Origin of the sequence: Shewanella sp. (genome assembly GCF_013214165.1) — a bacterium.
GTDB lineage: Bacteria > Pseudomonadota > Gammaproteobacteria > Enterobacterales > Shewanellaceae > Shewanella.
Window position 1 is genome coordinate 53,722 of the sequence record NZ_JABSSM010000021.1, and the last position, 23,967, is coordinate 77,688.

Consider the following 23,967-nt stretch of genomic DNA (forward strand, 5'->3'; position numbering starts at 1 on the left):
GGGTAAGTTTGCGGCGACTTACGCGTCGTCAAACGGATGGGAGTATTGTACTCAGGTTATATGGAAAGGTGAAACGGCAAAACACTTGCGACAACAGATAGTATGCATAAATACCATCTAAAGATTCAAGATAACAAGGGATTTAACGGGTTTTCGTTTTCACAATTTGAAATTAAGCGGTTTCAGTGGCTCTGATTTAAGTCGCTCAAACTATTTAGTCAGCGGGGATGCCATCTTATATCTAAAGAGTGCGCGGGATTTAAGTGGCTTATCCCCCAAACAAGGTGCCAACATCAGGCGCATCAGGTATTTGGCTTGCCTTAGATGTGAAGCCTCTAACCTATGTTCATCCAATGCCAGTAACATCTCGCCGCTATAGTGGGATGTCTTGGGACCTAAGGCATTGACGAAGCCTTCGTCGGGTAATAAACGATAATAGTAATCTGCCTCTATGGGATCTTGAGAAAGATCGGTTCTGAGGGTCGGCATAAGCCCTAACTCTTTGAGCAGGCTTAATTCAAAATATCGTAACTGGCTCTCACAGAAACCTGCCGCCATGGCCATTAAGGTCTTGTGGTAGGTAAAGAATAGCGACTCGGCGCCATGATCGACGGCGATGCAGCGGACCAATAATTCATTGAGATAAAAACCGGCAAAACTGACGTCACCCGAGAGAGGAATAGCCGGGCTCCCAGCCTCTACACTGTTCATATTTCTCAGCGAGGTACGGCCAGATAGCTGAAAAATCAGCGGTTGAAACGGTTGCAGTATGCTCTTTATGGAAGTCTTGCCGCTACCCAGGCGAGCGACACAATCGACTCGTCCATGACCATCGACCAGCATATTGACTAACACACTGGAGTCTTTGAAGGGGCGTGTATGGAGCACGTAGCCGCGCTCCATTAATCTATACCTAAGTTGTTACTCACCACTAGCACTCCAACATAAACGACACTCGTTTAACTGTGATCATGATTCAGAACTCAACGTCTTATTTATAGATAAAATACAGCGAAGCTGCAGCAATTAAGCTGGCAGCTTCACGAACTGAAAGGGTCAGCTTTATTAATCTTCGCCATAGCCTAAGCTGCGAAGTGCACGCTCATCATCGGCCCAACCTGACTTGACCTTGACCCACATCTCGAGGAAAACCTTGTTATCGAACATGACTTCCATATCGACGCGAGCGGCAGAGCTGATCTTCTTCATACGATCGCCCTTGTTGCCTATGACCATACGCTTCTGGGTCTCGCGTTCAACCAGCACTAAGGCATTGATCTGATAGACACCATTTTCCATCATCTTAAACTGCTCGATCTCGACGGTACAATCATATGGCAGCTCGTCCCCTAAGAAACGCATCAGTTTTTCGCGAACAATTTCTGACGCCATAAACTTCTGAGATCTGTCGGTAACATAGTCTTCCGGGAAAAAATGCGGCGCTTCGGGCAGAGAATCGATAGACATGTCTAAGATACGCTGCACATTGGTGCCCTTAGTCGCCGAGATAGGTAAGATCTCATCGAACGGAAACTTCTTCGATAACGCCTCAAGATAAGGGAATAGCTCCTCCTTATTTTTGATGTTATCGACCTTGTTTACCGCAAGTACCGTTTTACGACCGTCATCACGGCTCTGTAGTTTACGCAAAACCAGGTCGTCATCTTCGGTCCAGGTCATGCCATCGACGACGAAGACAACCAAACTCACTTCGGCTAATGAGCTCGCTGCGGCGCGGTTCATCAAACGGTTGATGGCGCGTTTCTCTTCCATATGCAGACCCGGCGTGTCGATAAACACGACTTGGCGCTCGGCTACAGTATGGATCCCCATGATGCGATGGCGGGTGGTCTGCGGCTTCTTCGAGGTGATACTGATCTTCTGACCCAGTAGCTTATTCAGCAGCGTCGATTTACCGACATTCGGGCGGCCAACAATGGCGACCATGCCACAATAGGTGACATCGTATTTCGCTGCGGATGAAGGGTTATTCATCTGTGCTAACAGGTCGTCTAAGTTAGGCTCGTTACTTGAAGCCGCTTCATTGGCTGTTGGCGCTTTGTGCTTACTCATTTTTTAATTAACTCCAAAACCTGTGCAGCGGCAATCTGCTCAGCTTTTCTGCGGGAACTTGCAACCCCAACAAGGGGTTTCTTCAACTCTTCTACATGGCACTCGACCGTAAAGGTCTGTGCATGGGCCTCACCTTTGATGTCAGTCACCTTGTAAACTGGCAGAGGCTTCTTAAAACCTTGCAACAACTCTTGTAGCAAGGTCTTGGGATCTTTCTGATTGATTGGCTCTATGATTGCCAAGCGAGACTCATACCAGCTCAGGACTCTAGCTCGGCAAGTCTCCAAATCGGCATCGAGATAGATTGCGCCTATGATGGCCTCTACCCCATCGGCAATGATCGACTCACGTCTGAAACCACCGCTTTTCAATTCACCCGGGCCTAACTTGAGATAATCTCCGAGTTTGAACTCGAAACCAATTTCCGCCAGCATCTTGCCGCACACTAAGGTGGCTCGCATGCGACTAAGGTCACCTTCGGTCACCTTGGGAAATTGGTGATATAGGGCATCTGATATAATAATAGACAAGATCGAATCACCCAGAAACTCCAGGCGTTCATTATGCTTGCTAGAGGCACTTCTATGGGTCAGAGCCTGATCCAGATGCGCTTGTTGGTTAAATTGGTAGCCTAACGTGCGGCACAGACGCGGGATATTTTTAATCGGTTCCATCTTAAGTAATTCCACCTACGCGGTTGAAACGGACACCCGTTGGGATCCATGTCGGTAATAAGTCGGCCTTAGTCCTGTCAAACTCGAAGCTTATCCAGATTGCTACGGCTTTACCGACCAGGTTCTCTTCGGGAACGAAGCCCCAGAAGCGGCTGTCGGTACTGTTATCTCGGTTGTCACCCATCATGAAATAATGACCTTCAGGCACAATAAACTCACCCACAGGTAACTTACCTTCACGGTAATAATAGCCGATAGGATCCGGGCGCTGAGGGTTGATCAAGATGTCATGGCTCACTTCACCTAGTTTCTCGGTGTAACGAGTCAGTGGGACACCATTTTGTGAGTATTCACCTTGGTTTACCCCGACGCGAGCCACAGGCTTAAGCTCTGGGCAAGTCTTCTCGCCCTCGACGCATGCAGGCTGTAGATAGAGTTGCTTGTTTCGATAGACTATCCTGTCACCAGGCAAACCAACAACACGTTTGATGTAGTCGATGCGTGGGTCTTCCGGATACTTAAACACGGCCGAATCGCCTCGTTCAGGCTTGCCTGTTTCGACTAACTGGCTGCGCCAGACTGGATCTTTCAAGCCATAGCTAAACTTTTCTACCAGGATGAAATCACCCACCAACAAGGTTGGCATCATGGACCCCGATGGGATCTGAAAAGGCTCATAGATAAATGAGCGTAAAATGAGGACGAATGCGATCACCGGGAAAATAGAGCGAGACGTTTCGACAAACGCCGACTCACGGGTGATTTTTTCGGCATTTTCCTCACTAATATCCGCGTCGACGGCTTGGGCCATAGCGAGTTTCTCTCGACGCTTAGGTGCGAGAAACAAGGCATCGGCCATCCACACTAAGCCGCTACACAAGGTGACCAACACCAAGATGAGGGAAAAATTAGCTGCCATACTTTATGAACTCCTGCTTGCAAACAAAAATACTGTTATCACTGCGCGTCTAATCTGACTCGTCAACTGTGATGTATAGGTCAGTTATACGTGAGTAACGAAAGCGCCGCAAACTGCGGCGCTAGATATTGCTCACGATTAACAATTCTTAACGGTTTAGTCGTTGAGCTTAAGCACAGCCAGGAAGGCTTCCTGTGGCACTTCAACATTGCCCACCTGCTTCATGCGCTTCTTACCCTCTTTCTGCTTCTGCAGCAGCTTCTTCTTACGGGAGACATCGCCGCCATAACACTTGGCGGTCACATCTTTACGCATGGCCTTGATCGAAGAGCGAGCGATGACTTGTGTTCCCACAGCGGCCTGAATAGCGATGTCGAACATCTGTCTTGGAATCAGCTCTTTCATCTTATTCACCAGGGCCAGACCCTTTTGACGAATGAGCCCCTTATGGATGATCATAGCCAAGGCATCGACTCTGTCGCCATTGATGAGGATGTCGAGACGCACCATATCGGCTGGCTCGAAGCGGGAGAAGTTATACTCCAGAGACGCATAGCCACGACTGGTGGATTTAAGACGGTCGAAGAAGTCCATCACCACTTCAGCCATCGGCATGTCATAGGTGATCGCGACCTGATTGCCGTGATAGACCATATTGGTCTGCATGCCACGCTTCTCGACACACAAGGTGATGACGTTACCCAGATACTCTTTCGGTACCAAAATATTGGTCTCGACGATGGGCTCTCGCATCTCGGTAATATTATTGATTGCCGGCAGATCAGATGGATTATCGACATAGATGGTCTCGCCATCTGTCTTGATGATTTCATACACTACGGTTGGCGCCGTGGTGATCAGATCCAGATTGTACTCACGCTCCAAACGCTCCTGAATGATCTCCATGTGTAGCAGGCCTAAGAAGCCTATCCGGAAACCAAAACCCAGTGCCGATGAGGTCTCAGGTTCGAAGAACAAGGATGCATCGTTGAGGCTAAGCTTGTTTAGCGCATCACGGAAACTCTCATAATCGTCGGTAGAGATAGGGAAAACACCGGCATAAACCTGAGGCTTAACCTTCTTAAAACCGCTTAAGGGCTCGGTGGCGCCATTTTTAGCATGGGTTAAGGTATCACCTACGGGCGCGCCGTGGATCTCCTTTATGCCAGCGATAACATAGCCCACTTCACCGGTTCTAATTGCTGTGGTATCGGTCTGCTTAGGAGTAAAGATACCCACTCTATCGGCAGTGTGATTCACCCCGGTAGACATGACCTTAAATTTGTCACCCTTCTTGAGCACACCATGCTTGACTCGAACCAGGGAGACAACACCCAGATAGCTATCGAACCAGGAATCTATGATCAAGGCCTGCAATGGCCCCGCTTCATTTCCTTCAGGTGGAGGAACTTGCGCTACTATGACTTCGAGTACGTCCTCGATACCGATACCTGTCTTAGCCGAACAGCGGACCGCATCGGCCGCTTCGATGCCGACTATGTCTTCGATCTCTTCGGCAACACGATCAGGATCGGCCTGAGGTAGATCGATCTTGTTTAGAACCGGTACCACCTCCATGTCCATCTCGAGCGCAGTGTAACAGTTAGCCAGCGTCTGGGCCTCTACACCTTGTCCAGCATCTACGACCAGCAAGGCACCTTCACAGGCCGCCAGAGAGCGGGAGACTTCATAGGAGAAATCCACGTGACCTGGGGTATCGATGAAGTTTAACTGATAGGTTTCACCGTCTTTGGCCGTGTAGTTTAGCGTAACACTCTGAGCCTTGATGGTAATACCACGCTCGCGCTCAATATCCATTGTGTCCAATACTTGGGACGCCATCTCACGATCTGAAAGACCACCGCAAAACTGAATTAAGCGGTCTGAGAGTGTTGATTTGCCATGATCGATATGGGCAATAATCGAAAAGTTTCTAATGTGCTTCATGATGCGAAATGACTGACTCAAAGTTGGAATTATCTAAAAGTGCGGAATTGTACCCGATCGGCTCCCCAATACCAATCTAAACCGCTCTTCATCGTCATCAAGACAATGAAAAACAGGGAGAGTAAACCGAATACCCGTGAATAAAAAATATTAAAGAGATTGGCCTAAATGGGCAAGGATAACGGGTTGACTCGTATGCTCCATCTTCTTTGCCTCTCTTCTGGCATATAGCCAAGCTAGGAAGGCGCCCATGAGTGCTACTGGGATCACTTGCAGATCGCTGACTTCGACCTGCAATTGAGACAAGACAAGCGTCGCTAAGCCGGCACCCACAAAGAGCCCAAGTAAGGGAAGCAAGTAGATAAGAGCCGCCGCCTTAAGAATCACACTTTCGGGCAAACCGAGTCTGAGAAGTTGCCCCGGCTCATATTGATTGTCAGACGGGATAGAGAATACTTGCACCTTAGGGGAGAAGGCCGACGCCACGGCTGAGGTGCCACAAGACTCACTGTTATCACAATGACTACAGGCATTTTTAACCTGAACCTCTACGGTTACCCAGCCCTTATCATCACACTTTATGACTTTCGCCATCTCTTCCATCATAGAAGAATACCCTTAACAAAATAAAATAAATAGCCATGCCGCTCGAGCATCATTATCGAATACTGATGCTCTTAGCGACGCGAGTTAAGGTTTCAGTCGGAACCTTACCAACCGCCACGACTTCGAAATTACCGACGACTTCCGTCGCCAAAGATAGGCCATTTCTAGTCACTAACTCTTCGGGCATCTTAGTATCCCCAACTCGAGCGACATAAACAGAGATGTTAGCCATGCCATCACTGAGCGCGATATACTCTACCGCCTCATGACTCCCCATGAGTCTATGACTGTCTTTAACTAAGATTTCAAAACCTTCAGGTAACCAGTTAAATGTCCAGTTATCACCGGCATCTCTTTTAGACTGGGAGGCTACTGCGGGCCACTCCTGTTTATAAGCTTCAGATAAAATAGCCGGAGGCGCATCTAATACCAGCAGCTCGACCACTAAGATCTGCTCGAGTAACTGCTTATCTTGAGTCAACATGTCATAGCGTAGTGGGAGGTAAGACTCCATATCTAGCCAGACTTGATAACCGTAGCGAAAATCATCGTTAGGAATGATACGCACCAACTGGCTAGGGCGGCCCGCTAAACGACTACGACCACCCAAGACGAATTGATAGCCAGATTCCAGTTTAGAGATATCGGCGGCGAATGCTGGGGGAAGTATCCCCTGAATGCGATTGGCCCGTACACTATAAGCAGGTTGATCATGCTCGATAAACGTCACCGTATTGCCGAGTCTTACCGCGTTTTTTGGCGGGCCATTGAGGTGTTCCAGAAAGGCAACTTCTTGATCTTCAATCTTGCCATGAATATAGACTAAAGGACGAATGTGATCCGCCTGTAGCTGGATCAGAGACATCTTGAATTCTTGCTCCCGCAAGGCCTGGCTCATATTTTCAAGCCAAGCCTTAGCGGACAGTTCTTCCTGCGCCATCACAGGAAAATTAAAAACTAACAGGGCCAACAGGATAAGACGCAAGCTAACTCCTTAACGTATATAGCTTAGAACACTATTGATCCGCAGAACTCGAATCAAGTTTGTTATTGTCATCTATTTCGGTGCCATTATTCAATCTTTGTTGCAACATATGATCTTGTATATAGGCATTGATGCGTTGACGTTGCTCCATCACCTGAACGTTAGTGAAGCTTTGACTCGCTTGTATCGGCCCAGTCTGTAGGCTCACAGGAGTCACACTACCCACCAATGGACGGGTATTAAGCACAGGTAACGGCGATGCATCGATGGCGCTCTGCTGACTGTAATTTTGTACTCCGATGACTGCGAATAAGGCCACACTTGCCGCGATGGCATATTGACCGAACTGCTTAAACATAGGGATCACATTCGCGGATCCGCCTATGGCATCTGCTGGTTTTTTACTATCGACGCGCCGCACCGGCGCCATAATTGTTGGCTCTTTATCGATAGCATCTGCAATACTGGCACTGAGGTCTAAGTTAATTGACTTAGGCAGCTCACCACGTATGGCATCGCCTATCATATGATAATCACGCCACTGCTGATGCGAACCCTCATCGGCTGCCAATTCAGCCAATGCATGCTCGTCGGTTTCACCATCGACGGCAGCGGATACCCATTCCTGACCTAATTTATCCATTTATCACCTGTATTGGTACTCATATGAATACCTGTATTAGTAAAAGGCTACTATTCTTCCAGCAAAGGCTGAAGTTTCTTATCGATCGCTTCCCGGGCCCTGAAGATACGAGATCTTACCGTGCCTACGGGGCAATCCATAACACTCGCTATCTCCTCGTAGCTCATACCATCGAGCTCTCGTAATGAGATAGCCATTTTTAATTCTTCTGGTAATGAATCTAGCGCATCGAAAACCACTTTTTGAATATCGTCGGCCATTAACAAACGTTCGGGAGAAGCAAACTCCTTTAACGCATCGCTGCCATCGTAATATTCGGCTTCCTCTACATCGACATCATTTGCAGGAGCGCGTCGCCCCTGAGCAACCAGATGATTCTTGGCGGTGTTTACCGCAATTCGGTACAACCAGGTATAAAATGCACTCTCACCGCGAAAGTTTGGTAACGCTCGATAAGCTTTAATAAACGCTTCCTGAGCGACATCGGCGACGTCGGCCTGATTTCGTACATAACGTGAAATCAGGTTCATTACCTTGTTCTGATACTTGAGCACCAAGAGATTAAATGCATTTTTATCACCCTGCTGAACACGCTCAACTAGTTGTTGATCACTTATTTGTCCACTCATTCGAGCCGACTACTCCTAAATCTAAAATGCTGATTTTTCAGTCGCTCGAATCATATGCACATATGTAGACTAACGAACTTCGAAAAAGTTCTAAAAAAATAGCATCGAAATGAATTTATTTTCTGTTAACTAACAATCTATCCAAAAAAGCTCGCTTGGTTTACCATAGCTAAACCTCACAGAACATACCATGATACCTGATGAAACAAGTAGTTGAACACCAATCTGACGTTTTGGTTATCGGTAGCGGCGCTGCTGGTTTAACATTAGCACTGCATCTTGCTGAAAAGTCTAAAGTTATTTTACTCTCAAAAGGTCCACTGAGTGAAGGTTCGACCTACTATGCTCAGGGCGGCATAGCGTCAGTCTTCGATAAAGATGACACCATAGAGTCCCATGTGGCCGATACCTTGGTCGCGGGGGCCGGACTTTGCGATGAAGCCGTCGTTAAATTTACCGCCGAAAACGCCAAGGGCGCGATGGAGTGGTTAATCGAGTGCGGGGTGGCTTTCGATAAAGAAGAAACCAGTGACGGTGATAGCGCGAATGCTCCCTATCACTTAACCCGAGAAGGCGGACACAGCCACAGACGCATACTGCATGCGGCCGATGCCACGGGTAAAGAGGTCCAGGTCACGCTACAGGACAGAGCCAGATCCCATCCCAATATCCAGGTATTAGAACGTTACAACGCCATCGACCTCATCACGTCCCGCAAATTAAATTTATCGGGAAACCGAGTCTTAGGGGCCTATGTTTGGAATAGGGATGTCGAGCAAGTTGAGACCGTCAAGGCTAGATTTGTCGCCCTGGCAACCGGTGGAAGTTCTAAAGTTTATCAATACACCTCCAATCCTGACATAGCTTCGGGTGACGGTATTGCCATGGCCTGGCGCTCCGGTTGTCGGGTCGCCAACATGGAGTTCAATCAATTTCACCCAACTTGTCTCTATCATGCCGATGCCAGAAATTTTCTCCTCACCGAGGCATTGCGCGGTGAGGGCGCCTATCTTAGACGCCCCGATGGCACTCGTTTCATGCCTGAATTTGACGAGCGTGCCGAGCTGGCACCCAGAGACATAGTCGCACGAGCCATAGATTTCGAGATGAAGAGGCTAGGATCGGATTGCGTGTATTTAGATATTACCCATAAGCCAGCAGAGTTTGTCATTAAGCATTTTCCGACGATCCATAAGCGTTGCTTAGAATATGGTATCGATATCACCACAGACCCTATACCTGTGGTTCCGGCCGCCCACTATACCTGTGGTGGCGTGATGACAGACCTTCACGGACAGACAGATCTCAACGGCTTATATGCCATCGGCGAAGTCGCATATACGGGTCTGCACGGTGCCAATCGACTCGCCAGTAACTCCTTGCTCGAGTGTTTAGTCTTCGCCAGGGCCGCCGGTGAAGATATCGAAGGGCAACTGCATAAAATCCCTATGCCGGGCATATTACCTGCATGGGATGAAAGTAAGGTAGCGAACTCGGATGAGGAAGTTGTCATCGCCCACAACTGGCATGAACTGCGTCTATTCATGTGGGATTACGTCGGCATCGTTCGCTCAGACAAACGTCTGGAGAGAGCCCGCCGTCGATGCGACATGCTACAGCAAGAGATCCAGGAATATTACAGCAACTTCAGAGTGAGTAATAATCTACTGGAACTGAGAAACCTAGTGCAGGTCGCTGAGCTTATCATCCGCTGCGCCATGGAGAGAAAAGAGAGTATCGGCCTACATTACAACATAGATCATCCTGAATCTTCGGCTAATCCCACTCCAACCATACTTCAGCCTGATAGCTAATGTAGATCTAATTAGCGAGGAGCAGACGACACAGGTGCCGATAACTTGTGTCGTCTAGCATGTCCGCCCAAACGATCACTAAACGCCTGTGCCCAACACTCATATCTTGGGTGTGGACATAGAAAAAAACCACTAATGGTGTGACGATGGGATTCATGACTAGGGTGAACTTTTCCATACTGGTTTCATCCACAGACGCGAGTCGACGCTTGACACCCCAAGCTATCTGGCCTTCGCCGTCACGACCCAAGCTGAATCGACAGTGCCAATATGATAATTGCCAAAACTGATAAGAGAAAAATACGAGCGTTACGCCGGCTGCGCAGTATTTAATCATCAGGTAGATAAGATTATCTAAGCGAGGCCAGGCGAGAAATGAGCATAAGCAAACACTCGCCAGGACGACCAGCGCGAGACGCTGGTCGAAGGATGAAGTCAGTCTGAAACTATGGCGCTGGTCTGCCACGGACAAGTACGACCATAGCGGCCAACTCAGGATCGGGACACTGTTCATGACCCATAAACCAGGCAAATAATTCAGGATCTTCGCCTTCGAGAAGTCGGACAAAAATCCCTTTGTTTTTAACCGATAACAGCTCGTAATGATTGTCGACGAAAGGTTGGAAAATAACATCCAATTCCAGCATACCTCGTCGGCATGCCCATCTTACTCTCGATATTTTCATTGGTTCAGACACGCAGCTTGCTCCTAGATCTCGTTATGGGGCTAGTGTAACCTTAGTTGTGGCTTGAGTCGATGAAATCACCCCGACCACGCGGATTTTAACAGTTCAACTTGGGCATTGAGCCTCATGAGGCTGCCACACAAAGCAGCTAAAACGGTTAGTCACAGTCCAACCTCAGGCTATAGCAAGCGCTGAACCTGAGCATCCCGGCCTGCAAACAGCTCGGTGAAATCCGTTTCTAACAGGCGTTTCACCGCCGGATGTTGGATCATGCGCTCGGCAAACATCACATGATAGACCTCTTTGATATCTGTAGTTTCACCTAACAGATGCATATCATGGGACAAGATATCTTGTTTGTAGATAGAGGGAGCCACGAAGATCCCCTGCTTGAAATAGCCGAAGGCCTTCATCATGGCCGCATCATCGAACTCGCCGAGTATAGTGACATTTAAACCATTTTCATCGAACCAGTGGTGCAGCTGTTGGCCGAGGGACGTTCGCTTCCCAGGAATGAGTAACTTACCTTGCTCTAAACACTCGGGAAACGGCTTGTCGTACTTCTCGGCGGAGAAGAAGGCTATGCCACACTCACCTAACTTCTTAGATAAGATCTCAGGATATTTAAGCGACTCTCCTGCACAATCAGATAAAATCATATCCAGCTTATGCTCTCTTAAGCGTGTCATCAGGCTTTCGTGTGTCGCCTCGAAGCAGGCCAGATGCATGGAGCCATCGCTGGGTACAACAGAGAGTAACACTCTACTCGCCAAGGCTTTAGACAAGGCATCAGCAATGCCTACCTCGAACAGAATATTCTCATCTTTTTGATAGTTGAGCAGATCCAGCATCTCATAGCTGAGGCTAAACATCTTATCGGCATAGCGAAATACCAGTTCTCCCAGCTCGGTAGGCTCGAGGGAGCGACCCACTCGCTTGAATAGGCTGCCCTTAAAACGTGTTTCCAGCACCCTTATCTGCCCCGTCACCGTTTGCGGCGCGAGACACAAGGCCTCGGCAGCTTTCGCTACCGAGCCCTTTTTATGTACCATCCAAAAATAATAGAGGTGGTTATAGTTCAGATGTGACATACATTTTTTAACCCGAAGTCGGACCCGTTATTAGTGATGATGGTGAATATTCTCACTCGAGTCTCTGACAATCCATCAGACTATGCATCACAGTATTGAGTGACTCGATATTCTGAATCATTCCGGCTGAAAAGGCATCTGCTAGCCCAGTGACTAACACATGCCTATCCGGAATACGGCTCTCACAATAGGTACGGTTAGCCTCTTGAAAGCGTTTGCCGCTTCGGTATTTAAGTGCCCTGGACTCGTAGCTATCAGTTTCAAGACGCGCGCCACTCGCATTGGGCTTATACATCATGGCGCCATCGACGACGCCTTCGAGATAGTACTGACACACTATACTCTCGACATCTTGATTACAGGCCTGCAATTGCTCGGCTTGAGCCGTTCCTACGAAACCAAGACTGAGTACAGATGCTAGAAAGATGATTCTCATAATGTATTCTCCTTAACCAAATATCTTGTTATTGAGCGTTCTTCGCTGGTGTTTTGGGTAACACTTTATCTAACCAGAAATAACCGATAACAGCAGACAGCAGAGATCCGACTAAGATGCCCAGTCTGGCAAAATCACCATGGACGGCCCCCTCTCCCACAAACGCCAGAGATGAGATAAACATAGACATGGTAAAACCGATACCACACATCACGGCAACTGGGGCAATATGTCTCCAGCCCATGCCTTCAGGAAGCACGGCCCATCTAAGTTTTACCGCAATATAACTGAAGAACAGCACACCCAATGGCTTACCCACCAGCAAACCTAAGGCGATACCTACAGGCACAGGTGAGAATAGGTCGCCAAAGCTCATACCAGCGAGACTGACACCCGCATTAGCGAAGGCAAAAATAGGCAAGATGATGAAGGTGCTCCAGGGGTGCAGGCTATGCTCCAGACTCTCGGATGGAGAGCTGCCATCTTTCGCCCTCAATGGGATACAAAAAGCGATGATCACACCGGCCAATGTGGCATGCACACCTGATTTTAATACGGCTATCCATAGGATTATACCCAGTACGCCATATGGACCTAAGGCTGTCACCCCTCGCCTGTTTAAACCGATTAAACCTAATATGGCGACAGCGGCAACCACCAGACTCACCATAGACAAGTCTGTGCTATAGAAGATTGCAATGATCACCACAACACCCAGATCGTCGATAATCGCGAGCGCGAGTAAGAAGACTTTCAACGCCACCGGCACTCTACTGCCTAATAGCGCCATGATCCCCAGTGCAAACGCGATATCTGTCGCCGCAGGTATCGCCCAACCAACTTGAGTGAGAGGGTCGCCATAGTTAAACAGCAGATAAACGCCGGCCGGAAAGGCCATGCCGCCAATAGCGGCGAAGGTAGGCAAAGATGCCTGTGCCCTGCTCGAGAGCGCTCCTTCGAGCAGCTCTCGTTTGACTTCTAAGCCAATCAACATGAAGAAGATCGCCATCAAGCCGTCGTTGATCCAATGAATCAGCGTCTTGTCAATATCCAGGCTACCGACTCTGATCTGCATCTCGGTATCTAAAAAGCCTTGATATAAACCTGACAGAGGCGAGTTTGCCATTACCATGGCCAGCACAACCGCTACCATGAGCAGGATCCCACCCGCCGATTCTTGGCTTAAAAAATTCTTTATCGCCTTTTCCATAATTCGCTCCAATAAAACTTAATGACTTGAGTGTAGCCGAATACATTTATATTGAATATTCGCTTCCATCTGCTGTATACATCGGAAATACCGCGCTATTTATTGTAACCAGTGAATGACTAGTTATCAACTGCTCGATTAACCAGCGCTAATAAATAAACAAGAGAAACAAGTTAGTGACGCTAATGACATAGGTATCAGCGCGACAGGTTGATGATAATTTATGCAGGTAAAACGTATAACGAGTCTAGAAATGGGAATAAATCTACACTCGTTAACTCTGATAATTCAGTGAATTAAACCAAATTTATCCCTGCGGTCTATTACACTGAAAAAGGATATTTGATGGCATCATGGTGTTGATAATTTGATACTTCAAAGTCATCCAAGGTCACCCAGGTCTCAAGATCTTCGAGGGATTTGATATCTGGATTGATAGACAAGGAAGCTGCCCCGAAGGGCTCTCGTTGCAACTGAACATCGCGCATCAGCTCCAATTGATCTTCATAAATGTGAGCATTAACGATTTTATGGTAAGCCTGTCCCGGTTTTTTACCGGTAATTTGCGCAATTAATGCCAAAAGAGTGAACACCTGAACCTGATTAAAATTCAATCCCAGAGGCACATCACAAGAGCGCTGAAAACTATTGAGGTATAATGTGTCCCCTAACAGAGAGAAATTATGGGTGTGCATACACGGGCGTAAACAGCCCATATGAAATTCACCCGGGTTATAGAAACTGAGGATCTCGCCACGATCGTCGACCCCTTTCTTGAGGTTATCGACAATTTTCTTCAGCTGATCTATGCTGCCACCGTCGGGTTTACTCCATGCCCTTCCCTGCACGCCATATACACGGCCCATGTCATCCTCTCCTTTACGATGAGGATTATTCAACCAGGCCTGATTGTCATTGGAATTAGCATCCCAGGTCTTAGCACCCAGTTTACGAAAGTCGGCAGCATTATCGAAGCCACGAATATATCCCAGCATCTCGGCGATGGCCGCTTTCCAAAAACTTTTACGGGTGGTAATTAGCGGGAACTCATTCTTGTCTACGTTATAGACAAGATCGGCATTGATGACAGTGAGACACCTCTTACCGGTACGTTCATTTTCGATCCAGGTGCCTTCATCGATGATTCGATTACAGAGTTCTAAATATTGTTTCATTGCAATTGACCTTAATCTGGCACACTAAAATTTCTATTATCTGTGCTAAGCACATAAATAACACTATTCACTATTGCGGTGATCCCTAGATGATATCGACTCAAGCCATAGCCAGCTTAATTCCCACCACGATGAGCAGGAGCGCAAATATCCGCTTCAATACTTTAGTCGGCCAGATGCTCGCTGCCTTCACGCCCAAGGGGGCACTCAAGACTGATGTCATCACGATACCTAGCAGGGCCGGCAAATACACATAACCTAAGGTCCACTCCGGTAACCCCGATACGTTCCAGCCTGAAAGCACATAACTGACACTGCCAAATAGCGCGATAAACACTCCCGATGCGGAGGAGAAACCTATGGCATTTCTCATCTGTAATCCACACCAACTCAGGAAGGGAATAAGTAAAACCCCACCGCCAATCCCCATTAATGCCGCGATAATAGCAATCACCGCCGATGCCGCAAATAATATCGGCATCGAAGGCATCTGTTTATCAACCAGGTTCACTCGATAGGGAAACATCATCTTAGCCGCCATGCAGATCACAAACACGGCGAAGCTCGTCTGCAGCAATGCGGCGCTAAGGAAACTTGAAATAAAGCCGGCGCTTAAGGAGCCCAAAATGAGTCCTGGCAACACAGATTTAAGCAGAGGCCAGGGAATATTACCTAGCTTGTGATGAGCGAGAGCCGAAGACATGGAGGTTAAGATAATGGCGGCTAAGGAGGTCGCGATGGCAACATGGGGAAGAACGGCCTCATCGAAACCAACCGATGGCAACAGATACAAGAGTACAGGGACGGCGACTATGCCACCACCTATGCCTAATAACCCTGCCATGAAACCGATCAAACCACCGAGAAGCAGACAGCTTAAGAAGAGTGAGAATAGACTATCCATTAGTATTGAATAGACTCAGGCCACATAAAATATTGTTTGTGTTCGACAGACTGATCATATTATCCGGGATAAAATCTATATTGAAAATATGCGCCCTAGTTTAACCCAAAAACTGAGATTAGTTAACAATGGCACCGAGCTCTCTGGACTCGAAGTACTCCCTCACCAACTCCCTCACTTCCTGACCACTGCTCAGCGTCAAAGCCATCTCGAGTAACTCGCTTAGATCCGAATGGGACACACGGCGCAGCAGGTAATTAATCCGAGCCAGACTGCCCTGATTCATACTCAGTTGATCATAACCCATAGCCACCAGCAATATCACTCCAATAGGTTCACCCGCCAACTCACCACAGACACTCACGGGAAGGTGATACTGCCAACAATCGAATCTGACGCGCTTCAAGGCCCTGAGGATCCCCGGGTGATAACAATCATAGAGTGTACTGACCCTAGGATTATTTCTATCTACTGCCAACATATATTGAGTCAGGTCGTTAGAGCCTACAGAGACAAAGTCGACCCGTTTAGCCACTTCCGCCAGCTGATATAATAAGGCAGGAACTTCAATCATGATGCCGAGTTTAGGTCTGACAATATCTTTGCCCAGATCACTTTTCAACTCGAAGTACGCCTGCTCCAGATAGGTGATAGCCTGGTCTATTTCATTTAAATTACTGACCATGGGCAGGAGAATATGTAACTGGTCACTCTCGGCTCCCGCTTGGATCATGGCTCTGAGTTGTACTAAGAAAAGCTCGGGATGATCCAAAGATAATCTTATTCCGCGCCAGCCTAAGAATGGATTTTCCTCGTTGATAGGAAAATAGGATAACGGCTTATCTCCACCAACATCGAGTGTTCTCATCACCACAGGCTTACCCCGTGCGATTTCAAGCACCTCACGATATACTTTCACCTGCTCGGATTCACTGGGAAACCTTTGATGCAACATAAACGGAATTTCGGTTCTGTATAAACCGACGCCGTCGGATCCTTCTGCAATCTCAGACTCTAGACTGCTCAGTAGACCCGCGTTTAGATAGAGATGTATTCGTTTGCCATCTAAGGTTTCAGCAGGTAGCTTTAATTCTTGTGCATATCTGTTCTGTAAGGCTTTTTCAGCCGAGATCAGATTTCTGTATTCGGCGATAAGTGCCGGGGCCGGTGAAACCAGTAGTTGTCCCCGATTTGCATTGATGATCAATAACTTCTTATCGATACCTGCGGTGAGTACCCCTTCAACGCCTATGATGGCAGGGACCCCTAATGCACGAGCTAAAATCGCGGCATGGGAATTAACCCCGCCCTGCTCTGTCACTATGCCGACCAGCTTATGACGCGGAAACTCGGCTAACATGGTCGCATCGGCTTCTTTGGTGACTAAGATCACCGGCACATCGGGTTCGAAACCCATTCTTTCCGGTTCAATGAGCAGACGTAATACCCGCAGACCCAGATCACGAATATCTCCGGCTCGCTCTTTTAAGTAGAGATCTTTCATCTGGGTAAACTCTTCTATATAACGCAAAGAGACCCGACTCACAGCCGAAACGGCGCTCCAGCCCTCGCCTACCTCCTTGATATATTCGCCACCGAGACTGGCGTTATCGAGCAGTGACTGCAGGGCTGAAAATATTGAGACAACTTCATGGTCTTCTTCTAGCTCGAAGCGTTGAGACAAGGATGAAATCATGTCTTTACACGCCTCTATAGCAATGTTCAAACGACACACCTCAGCCTTGCTGTCGGTCACTTTTACGTCCGCTTGGGCTAACTCTATCTGACCGCCTATGACCAAAGCATGTGCTATGGCAATGCCGTTTGCCGCAGAAGTGCCAGTAAAGTGCAATAGATCCGGTGCTTCGGCTTTCTTGCGCAGGTTTCTTATCGCCATAGCGAGTTGAGCCGCCAGAGTCATTAAGAACGCTTCCTCCCCCTCACTGAACAGACGGGTATCGGCTTGCTGAACGACCAAGACACCTAAAATTCGTTTCTGATAGATGATGGGAGCGGCGAGAAATGCCCTAAAACTTGTCTCCTCGGCTTCTTCAAACTGCTTAAATCTAGGATGTTGCTGTGCATCGGCCAGGTTAATCGGCTCTTCTCGCTCGGCAACCAGGCCCACCAAGCCTTCTGAGAGTGACATCTTTACCTTGCCTACGGCGCTGCGCAATAAGCCATCTGTAGCACTGAGCACCAGTTGCTCACCCTCTAACAGATATATAGAACAACACTGAGTTGCCATCGCGGTCTTAGTACGAAAAACGAGCATATCTAACGCTGTGTGGAGATCTTGCGCCCCAGCCACAGCTTGTGTGATATCTCTTAGCATCTTAAGCACTTAGTCACTCCCTATTACGCCACTTAATTAGTTTCTGGCCAGGTTATTTATACAAGCGTTAACGCCGTCTGTTTCTTCTTTTATTGCTGTGATTGTTACTGTAATGGGATTCTCGCGATTGAAATGGCAATGCCGTCGGCGCAAATTCCTTCATCGCTTTCCTATATACATCCCGCTTAAAGGACACAACTTGCCTAACCGGGTACCAGTAACTGACCCAACGCCAGTCATCGAACTCGGGGTGACCACAAGCATTGAGATTGATTGCACTCTCACTACTTTTCAACTGAAGTAAGAACCACTTTTGTTTCTGCCCAATACAGACAGGTTTACTATCTTGCCGAATCAAACGTTTAGGTAATCTGTAACGCAACCAAGAGCGAGTCGACGTTAAAATCTGAACATGTTCAGGTTTTAACCCCACCTCTTCATAGAGCTCTCTATACATCGCCTCTTCAGGCGTTTCACCTTCATCAACTCCCCCTTGAGGAAATTGCCAGGAATGTTGGCCAAACCTTCTGGCCCACATTACCTGCCCAAAGAGATTACAGATAATGATGCCCACATTTGCGCGAAAGCCGTCACTATCAATCACATGGACTCCGTATTTAACAATTTCAATGTCACGATTGTTTCACAAAGCCGAGGCTGCGGCAAATGACATATACCTGATTAACTTTGGATAAAAAAGCCAAATGTTCACTTTTATCAACAGAAACCGATAACCAACCCCAATGATATCCACAAAATCTGTGGATATCTCTGTTCTTAACTTATATATATGCCTTAAACAGTCAATAAAAAAGCAGGTTGCAATGTGTATTACCATTTAACCAACAGATAAAATAACGATAAATACCAATCAGTTACAGTCAAAAACAACTTACCAACCTAGTACGCACCTCATTAGAGAGCGTTTTTTAACCATAGTGGCTTTTTGAATAACTCATAGCAACATTTTATTTGTTTATTCACAGGCTATGATAAAAGTCGGCTCATTATGATGAAAAATAGCTGTATTTATTGTTTGGCAAGCAATATTTTCCGACTTGGGTGACTAAAAAGTTGAGTTATCCAATTAATCTGTGGATAACTATGTTGGAAAAGTAGGGGCAAGAATAATGTAATCTAAAAATTGATGATCAAGGGCAAAAAATACAGACAAATATATCAATTTTTTTAGTGACTTAAGTAAATATCCTGCGCAATAGTTATTAACAGCCCCCAGCGGGTACACTTATTAACCAGATCTTTAAACTAACTGGTATTATCTAATATCTTAGGTAAAATCCATTAAATGAAAACAACACCCCCCTCTCCCAAAACAATAGAAGAACTGATGCAACGAGCCAACAGCATGGCAGGCCTGACTCTAGGCCAAGTTGCCGATTCTCACGGATTCACCACTCCAGCCGATCTTAAAAGAGATAAGGGCTGGGTGGGTCAGTTGATCGAATATGAACTCGGGGCACTTGCAGGTTCTAGACCTGAGCAGGATTTTCTGCATCTAGGGGTAGAGTTAAAGACGATCCCAATCGATGACAAGGGGAAACCCCTCGAGACCACCTATGTGACTGTTGCCCCCTTAGTCGGTATACAAGGCCTGACTTGGGAAAAAAGTATTGTCTATCATAAATTGCAGACCGTACTCTGGGTTCCGGTACAAGGAAACCGAAACATTCCGGTGGCCCAAAGACAGATAGGCACGCCCATCTTATGGTCTCCAGCACCAGATGAACTCGCGCTGCTGCAGCAAGATTGGGAAGAAATAATGGAATTCATTGCCATGGGGCAGGTACAAGAACTCACTGCCAGGCATGGTGAAGTGCTACAACTTAGGCCCAAAGGCGCAAATAGTCGCTCAGTAACCCAGAGCATAGGTAAAGACGGAGCCAAGAGATTGACCAACCCTAGAGGCTTTTATCTTAAAATCCCCTTCACGCAATCGATACTTAAGCGTTTTTTTAACTAAATATCATCCGATATCAACCGATATCAACCGATATCAACCGATATCATCTTCATTTGACCAAGATCACAAATACTACTGGAAATCATAGGGTCATTTTCTATAGACTAGCGCATCCTGAACCAATAGACCTACGTTAGGAATAACTAGATACCGTGAGAGCACGTATACAAGCAAAAAAACTTATTTTTGCGATTACCGCCTGGTCAATAGCCATGGTCGCGTTTGTGTTTTTTAGGTATGCCCAAGCTCCGGATCTTCCTCAATGGGCGGTAGGAAGCGCAGATCTCGCCACACTCGCTATTTATATGGGGATCATATTTGGTAGCCTACATTGGTTGTCTAACCTGATTGCCGACTTCAGTGCTATTAACAGGCTTCCATACATATTCTCGGTTATTTTTAAAGGCCTATTTCTACTGCTTGGTGCCACTACGCTCGCTTATATGACCCAGTTTTTGAACATGTGGGCCATAGAAAACCATATGTCGACATTGAGGCAGATGTTGACTGCGCATATTCTTTACAGCCCCTCGTTCCAGGCTTTGATCGTCTACCTGGTCGTTGTCAGAGTCAGTTTAGCCTTTATCGAACAGATGGCACTCCTAGTCGGGCCCAGAGTATTGCTCAATATTGGTCTGGGTAAATACCATAAACCCAGATATGAACAGAGATTATTTCTTTATTTAGACATGGTTGCCTCAACGACTCATGCCGAGACTTTAGGCGATTATCGCTTTAGTCGCTTGATCCAAGACAGCTTCAGCCTACTTTCTGACACTGTTGTCAACAATGAAGCCGAAATTTATCGATATATGGGCGATGCAGTCCTGATCCATTGGCCCTTAGAATACGGCGTTCAGAAAGACCGCAGCTTCAATATCTACTATGAATTCAGTCAGCAGCTTAAATGGCAACGGAAATATTTTGAAGAGCAATATGGATTTGTGCCTAAATTTAAGTGTGCGGCTCATTGTGGTCAGGTTGTGGCTGCCGTCGTTGGCGTGCAGAAGCAAGAGATAAGCTTCTTCAGTGATGTATTAAACACCTTAGCCAGACTACAAGATCAATGTAATCCTTTAGGGCAAAGAATGTTGATATCGGGCTCTCTCGCGTCCCGAGTAGATATGGATTCCAGCCAATATGAAATTACCAGCTTAGGACCCATCAAGCTCAAGGGTAAGCAGCACTCTACTGAAGTATTCAGTGTCGTGCCTAAATCCGATCTTGCTTAAGGATTAACAAGACGAGTGCCATCAAGCAACCCAGTCAGATGGCGATATAAATTAGTTATCTTTCTGTTCCAATATATTTTGAATCGCTAAGCCTAAGGTTCTAAAGGTCAAGATACGACTCGATGTCTGACGCCACACCAGACCAATCTCTCTGTAAGGGGCTTCACCCGGAGGCTGCATCACTCTCAATTCAGTATCATTTAAGATCCCGGCATCGATAGCCATCTGAGGCAGAAAAGTCGTTCCAAGCTTACTGTTCACCATCTGCACTAAGGTATGCAGACTCGTTGCGGCAAACGGATTGACCTTAGCGCTATTAGCTAGCTCACAGGCGCTCACGGCATGACCGGTAATACAGTGCTCAGCCTGTAGCAAAAAAATACTCTGATCGGGCAGAGATTTATAATCCAGGGGTTCGTGTATGACATCCGTCAGCTCCTCATGAACAACAAGCTTAAACGGGTCTATCCCCACCTTCATACTATGAAAGCCACTGGTATCCACGGGTAGAGCCAGCAGTAACAGGTCTAACTCGCCCTTCCCCAAGGCATCCAACAAACGCTCAGTGGTATCCTCTTTCAAGAATAAGGTTAAATCAGCATAGGTACTCTGACAATGCTTAACCACCTTACTCAACAAGAAGGGTGCTATCGTTGGAATACAACCGAGTCGGATATCTCCGGTCATAGGCTCGCCCTGATGTTTCACAAGCTCTACCAGATCGTCTACATCGGTCAGTAATTTTCTCGAACGCTGTACGACTTCCTCTCCAATGGCGGTGAAGATAAATGACTTATGATCACGCTCAATCAACTGATGCCCGAGTTGCTCTTCTAAATTTTGAATACCACTCGAAAGCGTTGATTGGCTGACATGACTCACCTTGGCAGCTCTATTAAAATTCTGTTCTTGATGCAAATTAACCAAATAGAAAAGGTTTTTCAAACTGGGTAAATGTTTCATAAAATCGATTACCAATCACAATGTATATCCAAAATATCAATTTAACTTTACCACATAGGCCAAGTAAAGCGACTAAGCCTTAGCTCAAATATGTGAACAGAATCGACTTAAACCGTTAAAAAGAGGCCAAAATGTGATGCCACCTGTCGATACGATGGTGAAGAGTTCGACATCTTACTGCCTAATACCTATATACAGGGAGCGGCACATGTTGCCCACCAGCTCAGCATGGCTGATAAGCAGCAAGCCCATTCTAACTTATATAGGTGTCAGCATAAGCCAAGGGGTAGCCTACGTTTAGTACCAGGTGGTTTTTGAAGAGATGAAGCTTAGCGGATAAAGCCCTGTATCGAGCCAAAACTTAGGTCGTGATAGATTCGAACGCACAACATTGAAGCCTCTCATATAAAAAGAGCAAGCCGAGTTCAATATTCTACGCCATCAGGATTGGTACCCAGGACAAAAAAAGCCCCGATGACCCAGTCTGTATCTCGGGTCATCGGGGCTCTTTTTTACCCCATACTTTAGCAAGAGGTAAGAATGCTTATTTAATGATTAAGCTTTAGACTCTAAGTATTGCTTAAGCTCGGCTAAGTCTTGGCTAGCATGATCGACGATGGCTTGTAACCAGACATCATGTTCAGTAGCCCAAGCAGCCTCTTCACCGTGTTGGAGTAACTGAGCAAATTGCTGTATTCGCTTTAGACCGACAGAACCCGCAGCCCCTTTAAATTTATGAGCTTCTGAGCATAATGTATCTTTATCTTGGGCTTCTTTGGCATTAACCAGATTACCAACATATTCTGGCATGAGTTGCTCAAATAACACGACACTCTTCAACAAGGTACCAGCACCTATGGCACTACAGTATTGTTCTAGTGTATTAAGATCCAAAATTGATTCTATTTCAGCTGTTGCCATCTTCAGGCACCTCTCAAAAATTTTGACTAGATTAAAGACGATTTACCACATAATACCCGCTATAATTACTGGTGCAACTAATTGAGTGATATGTCAGTAAAAACCAATACTTTTTAACCATTCATTAACAGGTTGTTAATTAAATCTATTATTTAACTGTAACTTCTTAGATTTAGAGGCGAGTTTATCTTAAAAGTTAAATAGCGGCCTTGTTCCCCCTTTGCTCTCAAGTCATTCACGATCGCCACCAGCCAATCCCAACGAAATGCACACCATTGAGGGGCCTTTCGCATCTAAGATTAATTTTTTAAGCTTGCCACCAAATTGCTTCTTGCAAGTAACACCTAAGGTATTGACCTAACGATCCAGTCCCACTCTTGACTCTATTATCCAAGAAAACAATCACCATATTTTAAGGCATTCACCCATAGCAAACATTGTGTTATATCAAACTCCTGACAGTCGAAAAGTTTTACTGTCAAACTTTTCGATTTAACTAAAAATAATGAGCTCGAGTTCCAAGTCAGGTTCACAATGTTACTTAAAGCACTCGTTATGCATAAGTAATCACGCGATGAATTTAAGAATAATTCACTGCACATGCAAAAAAAATCACTTTCAATAAAATAATATATGAGCTTAGTTTTGTTAAAATTTAGTAAAGCAAAAACAAGAAAAAGCTAAAATTCTTTTTATTCATAACGTTATACAGCAACTTCCACAGTTTACGTTAACGTAAAGTG

The 23,967-nt window shown here is 46.4% G+C and carries 23 protein-coding genes; 3 read left to right on the top strand and 20 right to left on the bottom strand.

The window, feature by feature from the left end; translation table 11 throughout:
* Positions 1-210 precede the first annotated feature (210 nt).
* The 9 genes from recO to rpoE form a co-directional block, all read right to left on the bottom strand.
* Positions 211-903 (bottom strand): DNA repair protein RecO, encoded by a 693-nt coding sequence (gene recO / locus HRU42_RS07695; protein ID WP_295030013.1) that lies wholly within the window; start codon positions 901-903, stop codon positions 211-213.
* A 162-nt stretch (positions 904-1,065) separates the two neighbouring features.
* Complete coding sequence (gene era / locus HRU42_RS07700; protein WP_295030015.1) at positions 1,066-2,073, bottom strand: GTPase Era; 1,008 nt, start codon at positions 2,071-2,073, stop codon at positions 1,066-1,068.
* Positions 2,070-2,747 carry a ribonuclease III gene (gene rnc / locus HRU42_RS07705; RefSeq protein ID WP_295030017.1) on the bottom strand — a complete coding sequence of 226 codons (678 nt, stop codon included), beginning with the start codon at positions 2,745-2,747 and terminating at the stop codon, positions 2,070-2,072. The genes era and rnc overlap by 4 nt, the downstream gene beginning before the upstream one ends.
* Position 2,748: 1 nt before the next feature.
* The gene (lepB, locus tag HRU42_RS07710) at positions 2,749-3,666 is read right to left on the bottom strand and encodes a signal peptidase I (protein ID WP_295030018.1); all 918 of its coding nucleotides are present in this window, start codon (positions 3,664-3,666) and stop codon (positions 2,749-2,751) included.
* 156 nt (positions 3,667-3,822) lie between these two features.
* Positions 3,823-5,613, bottom strand: coding sequence for a translation elongation factor 4 (lepA, locus tag HRU42_RS07715; RefSeq protein WP_295030109.1), 1,791 nt, complete (start codon positions 5,611-5,613; stop codon positions 3,823-3,825).
* A gap of 150 nt (positions 5,614-5,763) precedes the next feature.
* The gene (locus HRU42_RS07720) at positions 5,764-6,219 is read right to left on the bottom strand and encodes a SoxR reducing system RseC family protein (protein WP_295030020.1); all 456 of its coding nucleotides are present in this window, start codon (positions 6,217-6,219) and stop codon (positions 5,764-5,766) included.
* A 52-nt stretch (positions 6,220-6,271) separates the two neighbouring features.
* Entirely contained in the window at positions 6,272-7,204 is a 933-nt protein-coding gene (locus tag HRU42_RS07725) for a MucB/RseB C-terminal domain-containing protein (RefSeq protein WP_295030021.1), read from the bottom strand.
* Between the two features lie 31 nt (positions 7,205-7,235).
* On the bottom strand, positions 7,236-7,847 hold the full coding sequence (locus HRU42_RS07730) for an anti sigma-E factor RseA C-terminal domain-containing protein (RefSeq protein ID WP_295030023.1): 612 nt from the start codon (positions 7,845-7,847) through the stop codon (positions 7,236-7,238).
* 50 nt (positions 7,848-7,897) lie between these two features.
* Positions 7,898-8,476: an RNA polymerase sigma factor RpoE gene (rpoE, locus tag HRU42_RS07735; protein ID WP_295030026.1), complete on the bottom strand. Its 579-nt coding sequence runs from the start codon at positions 8,474-8,476 to the stop codon at positions 7,898-7,900.
* Between the two features lie 200 nt (positions 8,477-8,676).
* Between rpoE and nadB the strand changes: the two genes are divergently transcribed.
* Positions 8,677-10,290, top strand: coding sequence for an L-aspartate oxidase (gene nadB / locus HRU42_RS07740; RefSeq protein WP_295030027.1), 1,614 nt, complete (start codon positions 8,677-8,679; stop codon positions 10,288-10,290).
* Between the two features lie 7 nt (positions 10,291-10,297).
* On the opposite strand, the gene HRU42_RS07745 is transcribed toward nadB, so the two are convergent.
* The 9 genes from HRU42_RS07745 to rppH all read right to left on the bottom strand — a co-directional run bounded on the left by HRU42_RS07745 (position 10,298) and on the right by rppH (position 18,731).
* The gene (locus HRU42_RS07745) at positions 10,298-10,756 is read right to left on the bottom strand and encodes a protein YgfX (RefSeq protein WP_295030029.1); all 459 of its coding nucleotides are present in this window, start codon (positions 10,754-10,756) and stop codon (positions 10,298-10,300) included.
* A complete protein-coding gene (locus tag HRU42_RS07750) occupies positions 10,737-10,976 on the bottom strand; it encodes a succinate dehydrogenase assembly factor 2 (RefSeq protein WP_295030111.1) in 240 nt (79 codons plus the stop codon). Before HRU42_RS07750 ends, HRU42_RS07745 begins: the two co-directional genes overlap by 20 nt.
* A 179-nt stretch (positions 10,977-11,155) precedes the next feature.
* Positions 11,156-12,067 (bottom strand): transcriptional activator NhaR, encoded by a 912-nt coding sequence (gene nhaR / locus HRU42_RS07755; RefSeq protein ID WP_295030031.1) that lies wholly within the window; start codon positions 12,065-12,067, stop codon positions 11,156-11,158.
* A gap of 52 nt (positions 12,068-12,119) precedes the next feature.
* The gene (locus HRU42_RS07760) at positions 12,120-12,503 is read right to left on the bottom strand and encodes a hypothetical protein (RefSeq protein ID WP_295030033.1); all 384 of its coding nucleotides are present in this window, start codon (positions 12,501-12,503) and stop codon (positions 12,120-12,122) included.
* Positions 12,504-12,531: 28 nt separating this feature from the next.
* Positions 12,532-13,713 (bottom strand): Na+/H+ antiporter NhaA, encoded by a 1,182-nt coding sequence (gene nhaA, locus HRU42_RS07765; RefSeq protein ID WP_295030035.1) that lies wholly within the window; start codon positions 13,711-13,713, stop codon positions 12,532-12,534.
* A gap of 323 nt (positions 13,714-14,036) precedes the next feature.
* Positions 14,037-14,888 (bottom strand): thymidylate synthase, encoded by an 852-nt coding sequence (locus HRU42_RS07770; RefSeq protein WP_295030036.1) that lies wholly within the window; start codon positions 14,886-14,888, stop codon positions 14,037-14,039.
* A gap of 100 nt (positions 14,889-14,988) precedes the next feature.
* Positions 14,989-15,792, bottom strand: a complete 804-nt coding sequence (locus tag HRU42_RS07775) for a sulfite exporter TauE/SafE family protein (protein WP_295030037.1) — start codon at positions 15,790-15,792, stop codon at positions 14,989-14,991.
* A 118-nt stretch (positions 15,793-15,910) separates the two neighbouring features.
* Entirely contained in the window at positions 15,911-18,136 is a 2,226-nt protein-coding gene (ptsP, locus tag HRU42_RS07780) for a phosphoenolpyruvate--protein phosphotransferase (protein ID WP_295030039.1), read from the bottom strand.
* A gap of 58 nt (positions 18,137-18,194) precedes the next feature.
* A complete protein-coding gene (gene rppH, locus HRU42_RS07785; protein WP_295030041.1) occupies positions 18,195-18,731 on the bottom strand; it encodes an RNA pyrophosphohydrolase in 537 nt (178 codons plus the stop codon).
* 702 nt (positions 18,732-19,433) lie between these two features.
* Between rppH and mutH the strand changes: the two genes are divergently transcribed.
* Together mutH and HRU42_RS07795 are read left to right on the top strand one after the other, a co-directional pair.
* Positions 19,434-20,108, top strand: a complete 675-nt coding sequence (gene mutH / locus HRU42_RS07790; RefSeq protein WP_295030043.1) for a DNA mismatch repair endonuclease MutH — start codon at positions 19,434-19,436, stop codon at positions 20,106-20,108.
* A 152-nt stretch (positions 20,109-20,260) separates the two neighbouring features.
* Complete coding sequence (locus tag HRU42_RS07795; protein ID WP_295030045.1) at positions 20,261-21,340, top strand: adenylate/guanylate cyclase domain-containing protein; 1,080 nt, start codon at positions 20,261-20,263, stop codon at positions 21,338-21,340.
* Between the two features lie 51 nt (positions 21,341-21,391).
* On the opposite strand, the gene oxyR is transcribed toward HRU42_RS07795, so the two are convergent.
* A complete protein-coding gene (gene oxyR, locus HRU42_RS07800; RefSeq protein ID WP_295030046.1) occupies positions 21,392-22,303 on the bottom strand; it encodes a hydrogen peroxide-inducible genes transcriptional activator OxyR in 912 nt (303 codons plus the stop codon).
* Between the two features lie 555 nt (positions 22,304-22,858).
* Positions 22,859-23,224, bottom strand: coding sequence for an Hpt domain-containing protein (locus HRU42_RS07805; RefSeq protein WP_005502146.1), 366 nt, complete (start codon positions 23,222-23,224; stop codon positions 22,859-22,861).
* Positions 23,225-23,967 lie beyond the last annotated feature (743 nt).

What these genes read in the sequence shown, in the direction of transcription:
- rnc (WP_295030017.1), bottom strand. Translation starts at nt 2,747, where the DNA reads ATGGAACCGATTAAAAATATCCCGCGTCTGTGCCGCACGTTAGGCTAC.
- lepA (WP_295030109.1), bottom strand. Translation starts at nt 5,613, where the DNA reads ATGAAGCACATTAGAAACTTTTCGATTATTGCCCATATCGATCATGGC.
- mutH (WP_295030043.1), top strand. Translation starts at nt 19,434, where the DNA reads ATGAAAACAACACCCCCCTCTCCCAAAACAATAGAAGAACTGATGCAA.
- HRU42_RS07750 (WP_295030111.1), bottom strand. Translation starts at nt 10,976, where the DNA reads ATGAAAATATCGAGAGTAAGATGGGCATGCCGACGAGGTATGCTGGAA.
- HRU42_RS07805 (WP_005502146.1), bottom strand. Translation starts at nt 23,224, where the DNA reads ATGGCAACAGCTGAAATAGAATCAATTTTGGATCTTAATACACTAGAA.
- nhaR (WP_295030031.1), bottom strand. Translation starts at nt 12,067, where the DNA reads ATGTCACATCTGAACTATAACCACCTCTATTATTTTTGGATGGTACAT.
- oxyR (WP_295030046.1), bottom strand. Translation starts at nt 22,303, where the DNA reads ATGAAACATTTACCCAGTTTGAAAAACCTTTTCTATTTGGTTAATTTG.
- HRU42_RS07760 (WP_295030033.1), bottom strand. Translation starts at nt 12,503, where the DNA reads ATGAGAATCATCTTTCTAGCATCTGTACTCAGTCTTGGTTTCGTAGGA.
- HRU42_RS07730 (WP_295030023.1), bottom strand. Translation starts at nt 7,847, where the DNA reads ATGGATAAATTAGGTCAGGAATGGGTATCCGCTGCCGTCGATGGTGAA.
- HRU42_RS07720 (WP_295030020.1), bottom strand. Translation starts at nt 6,219, where the DNA reads ATGATGGAAGAGATGGCGAAAGTCATAAAGTGTGATGATAAGGGCTGG.
- lepB (WP_295030018.1), bottom strand. Translation starts at nt 3,666, where the DNA reads ATGGCAGCTAATTTTTCCCTCATCTTGGTGTTGGTCACCTTGTGTAGC.
- recO (WP_295030013.1), bottom strand. Translation starts at nt 903, where the DNA reads ATGGAGCGCGGCTACGTGCTCCATACACGCCCCTTCAAAGACTCCAGT.
- nadB (WP_295030027.1), top strand. Translation starts at nt 8,677, where the DNA reads ATGAAACAAGTAGTTGAACACCAATCTGACGTTTTGGTTATCGGTAGC.
- era (WP_295030015.1), bottom strand. Translation starts at nt 2,073, where the DNA reads ATGAGTAAGCACAAAGCGCCAACAGCCAATGAAGCGGCTTCAAGTAAC.
- HRU42_RS07775 (WP_295030037.1), bottom strand. Translation starts at nt 15,792, where the DNA reads ATGGATAGTCTATTCTCACTCTTCTTAAGCTGTCTGCTTCTCGGTGGT.
- nhaA (WP_295030035.1), bottom strand. Translation starts at nt 13,713, where the DNA reads ATGGAAAAGGCGATAAAGAATTTTTTAAGCCAAGAATCGGCGGGTGGG.
- HRU42_RS07770 (WP_295030036.1), bottom strand. Translation starts at nt 14,888, where the DNA reads ATGAAACAATATTTAGAACTCTGTAATCGAATCATCGATGAAGGCACC.
- rpoE (WP_295030026.1), bottom strand. Translation starts at nt 8,476, where the DNA reads ATGAGTGGACAAATAAGTGATCAACAACTAGTTGAGCGTGTTCAGCAG.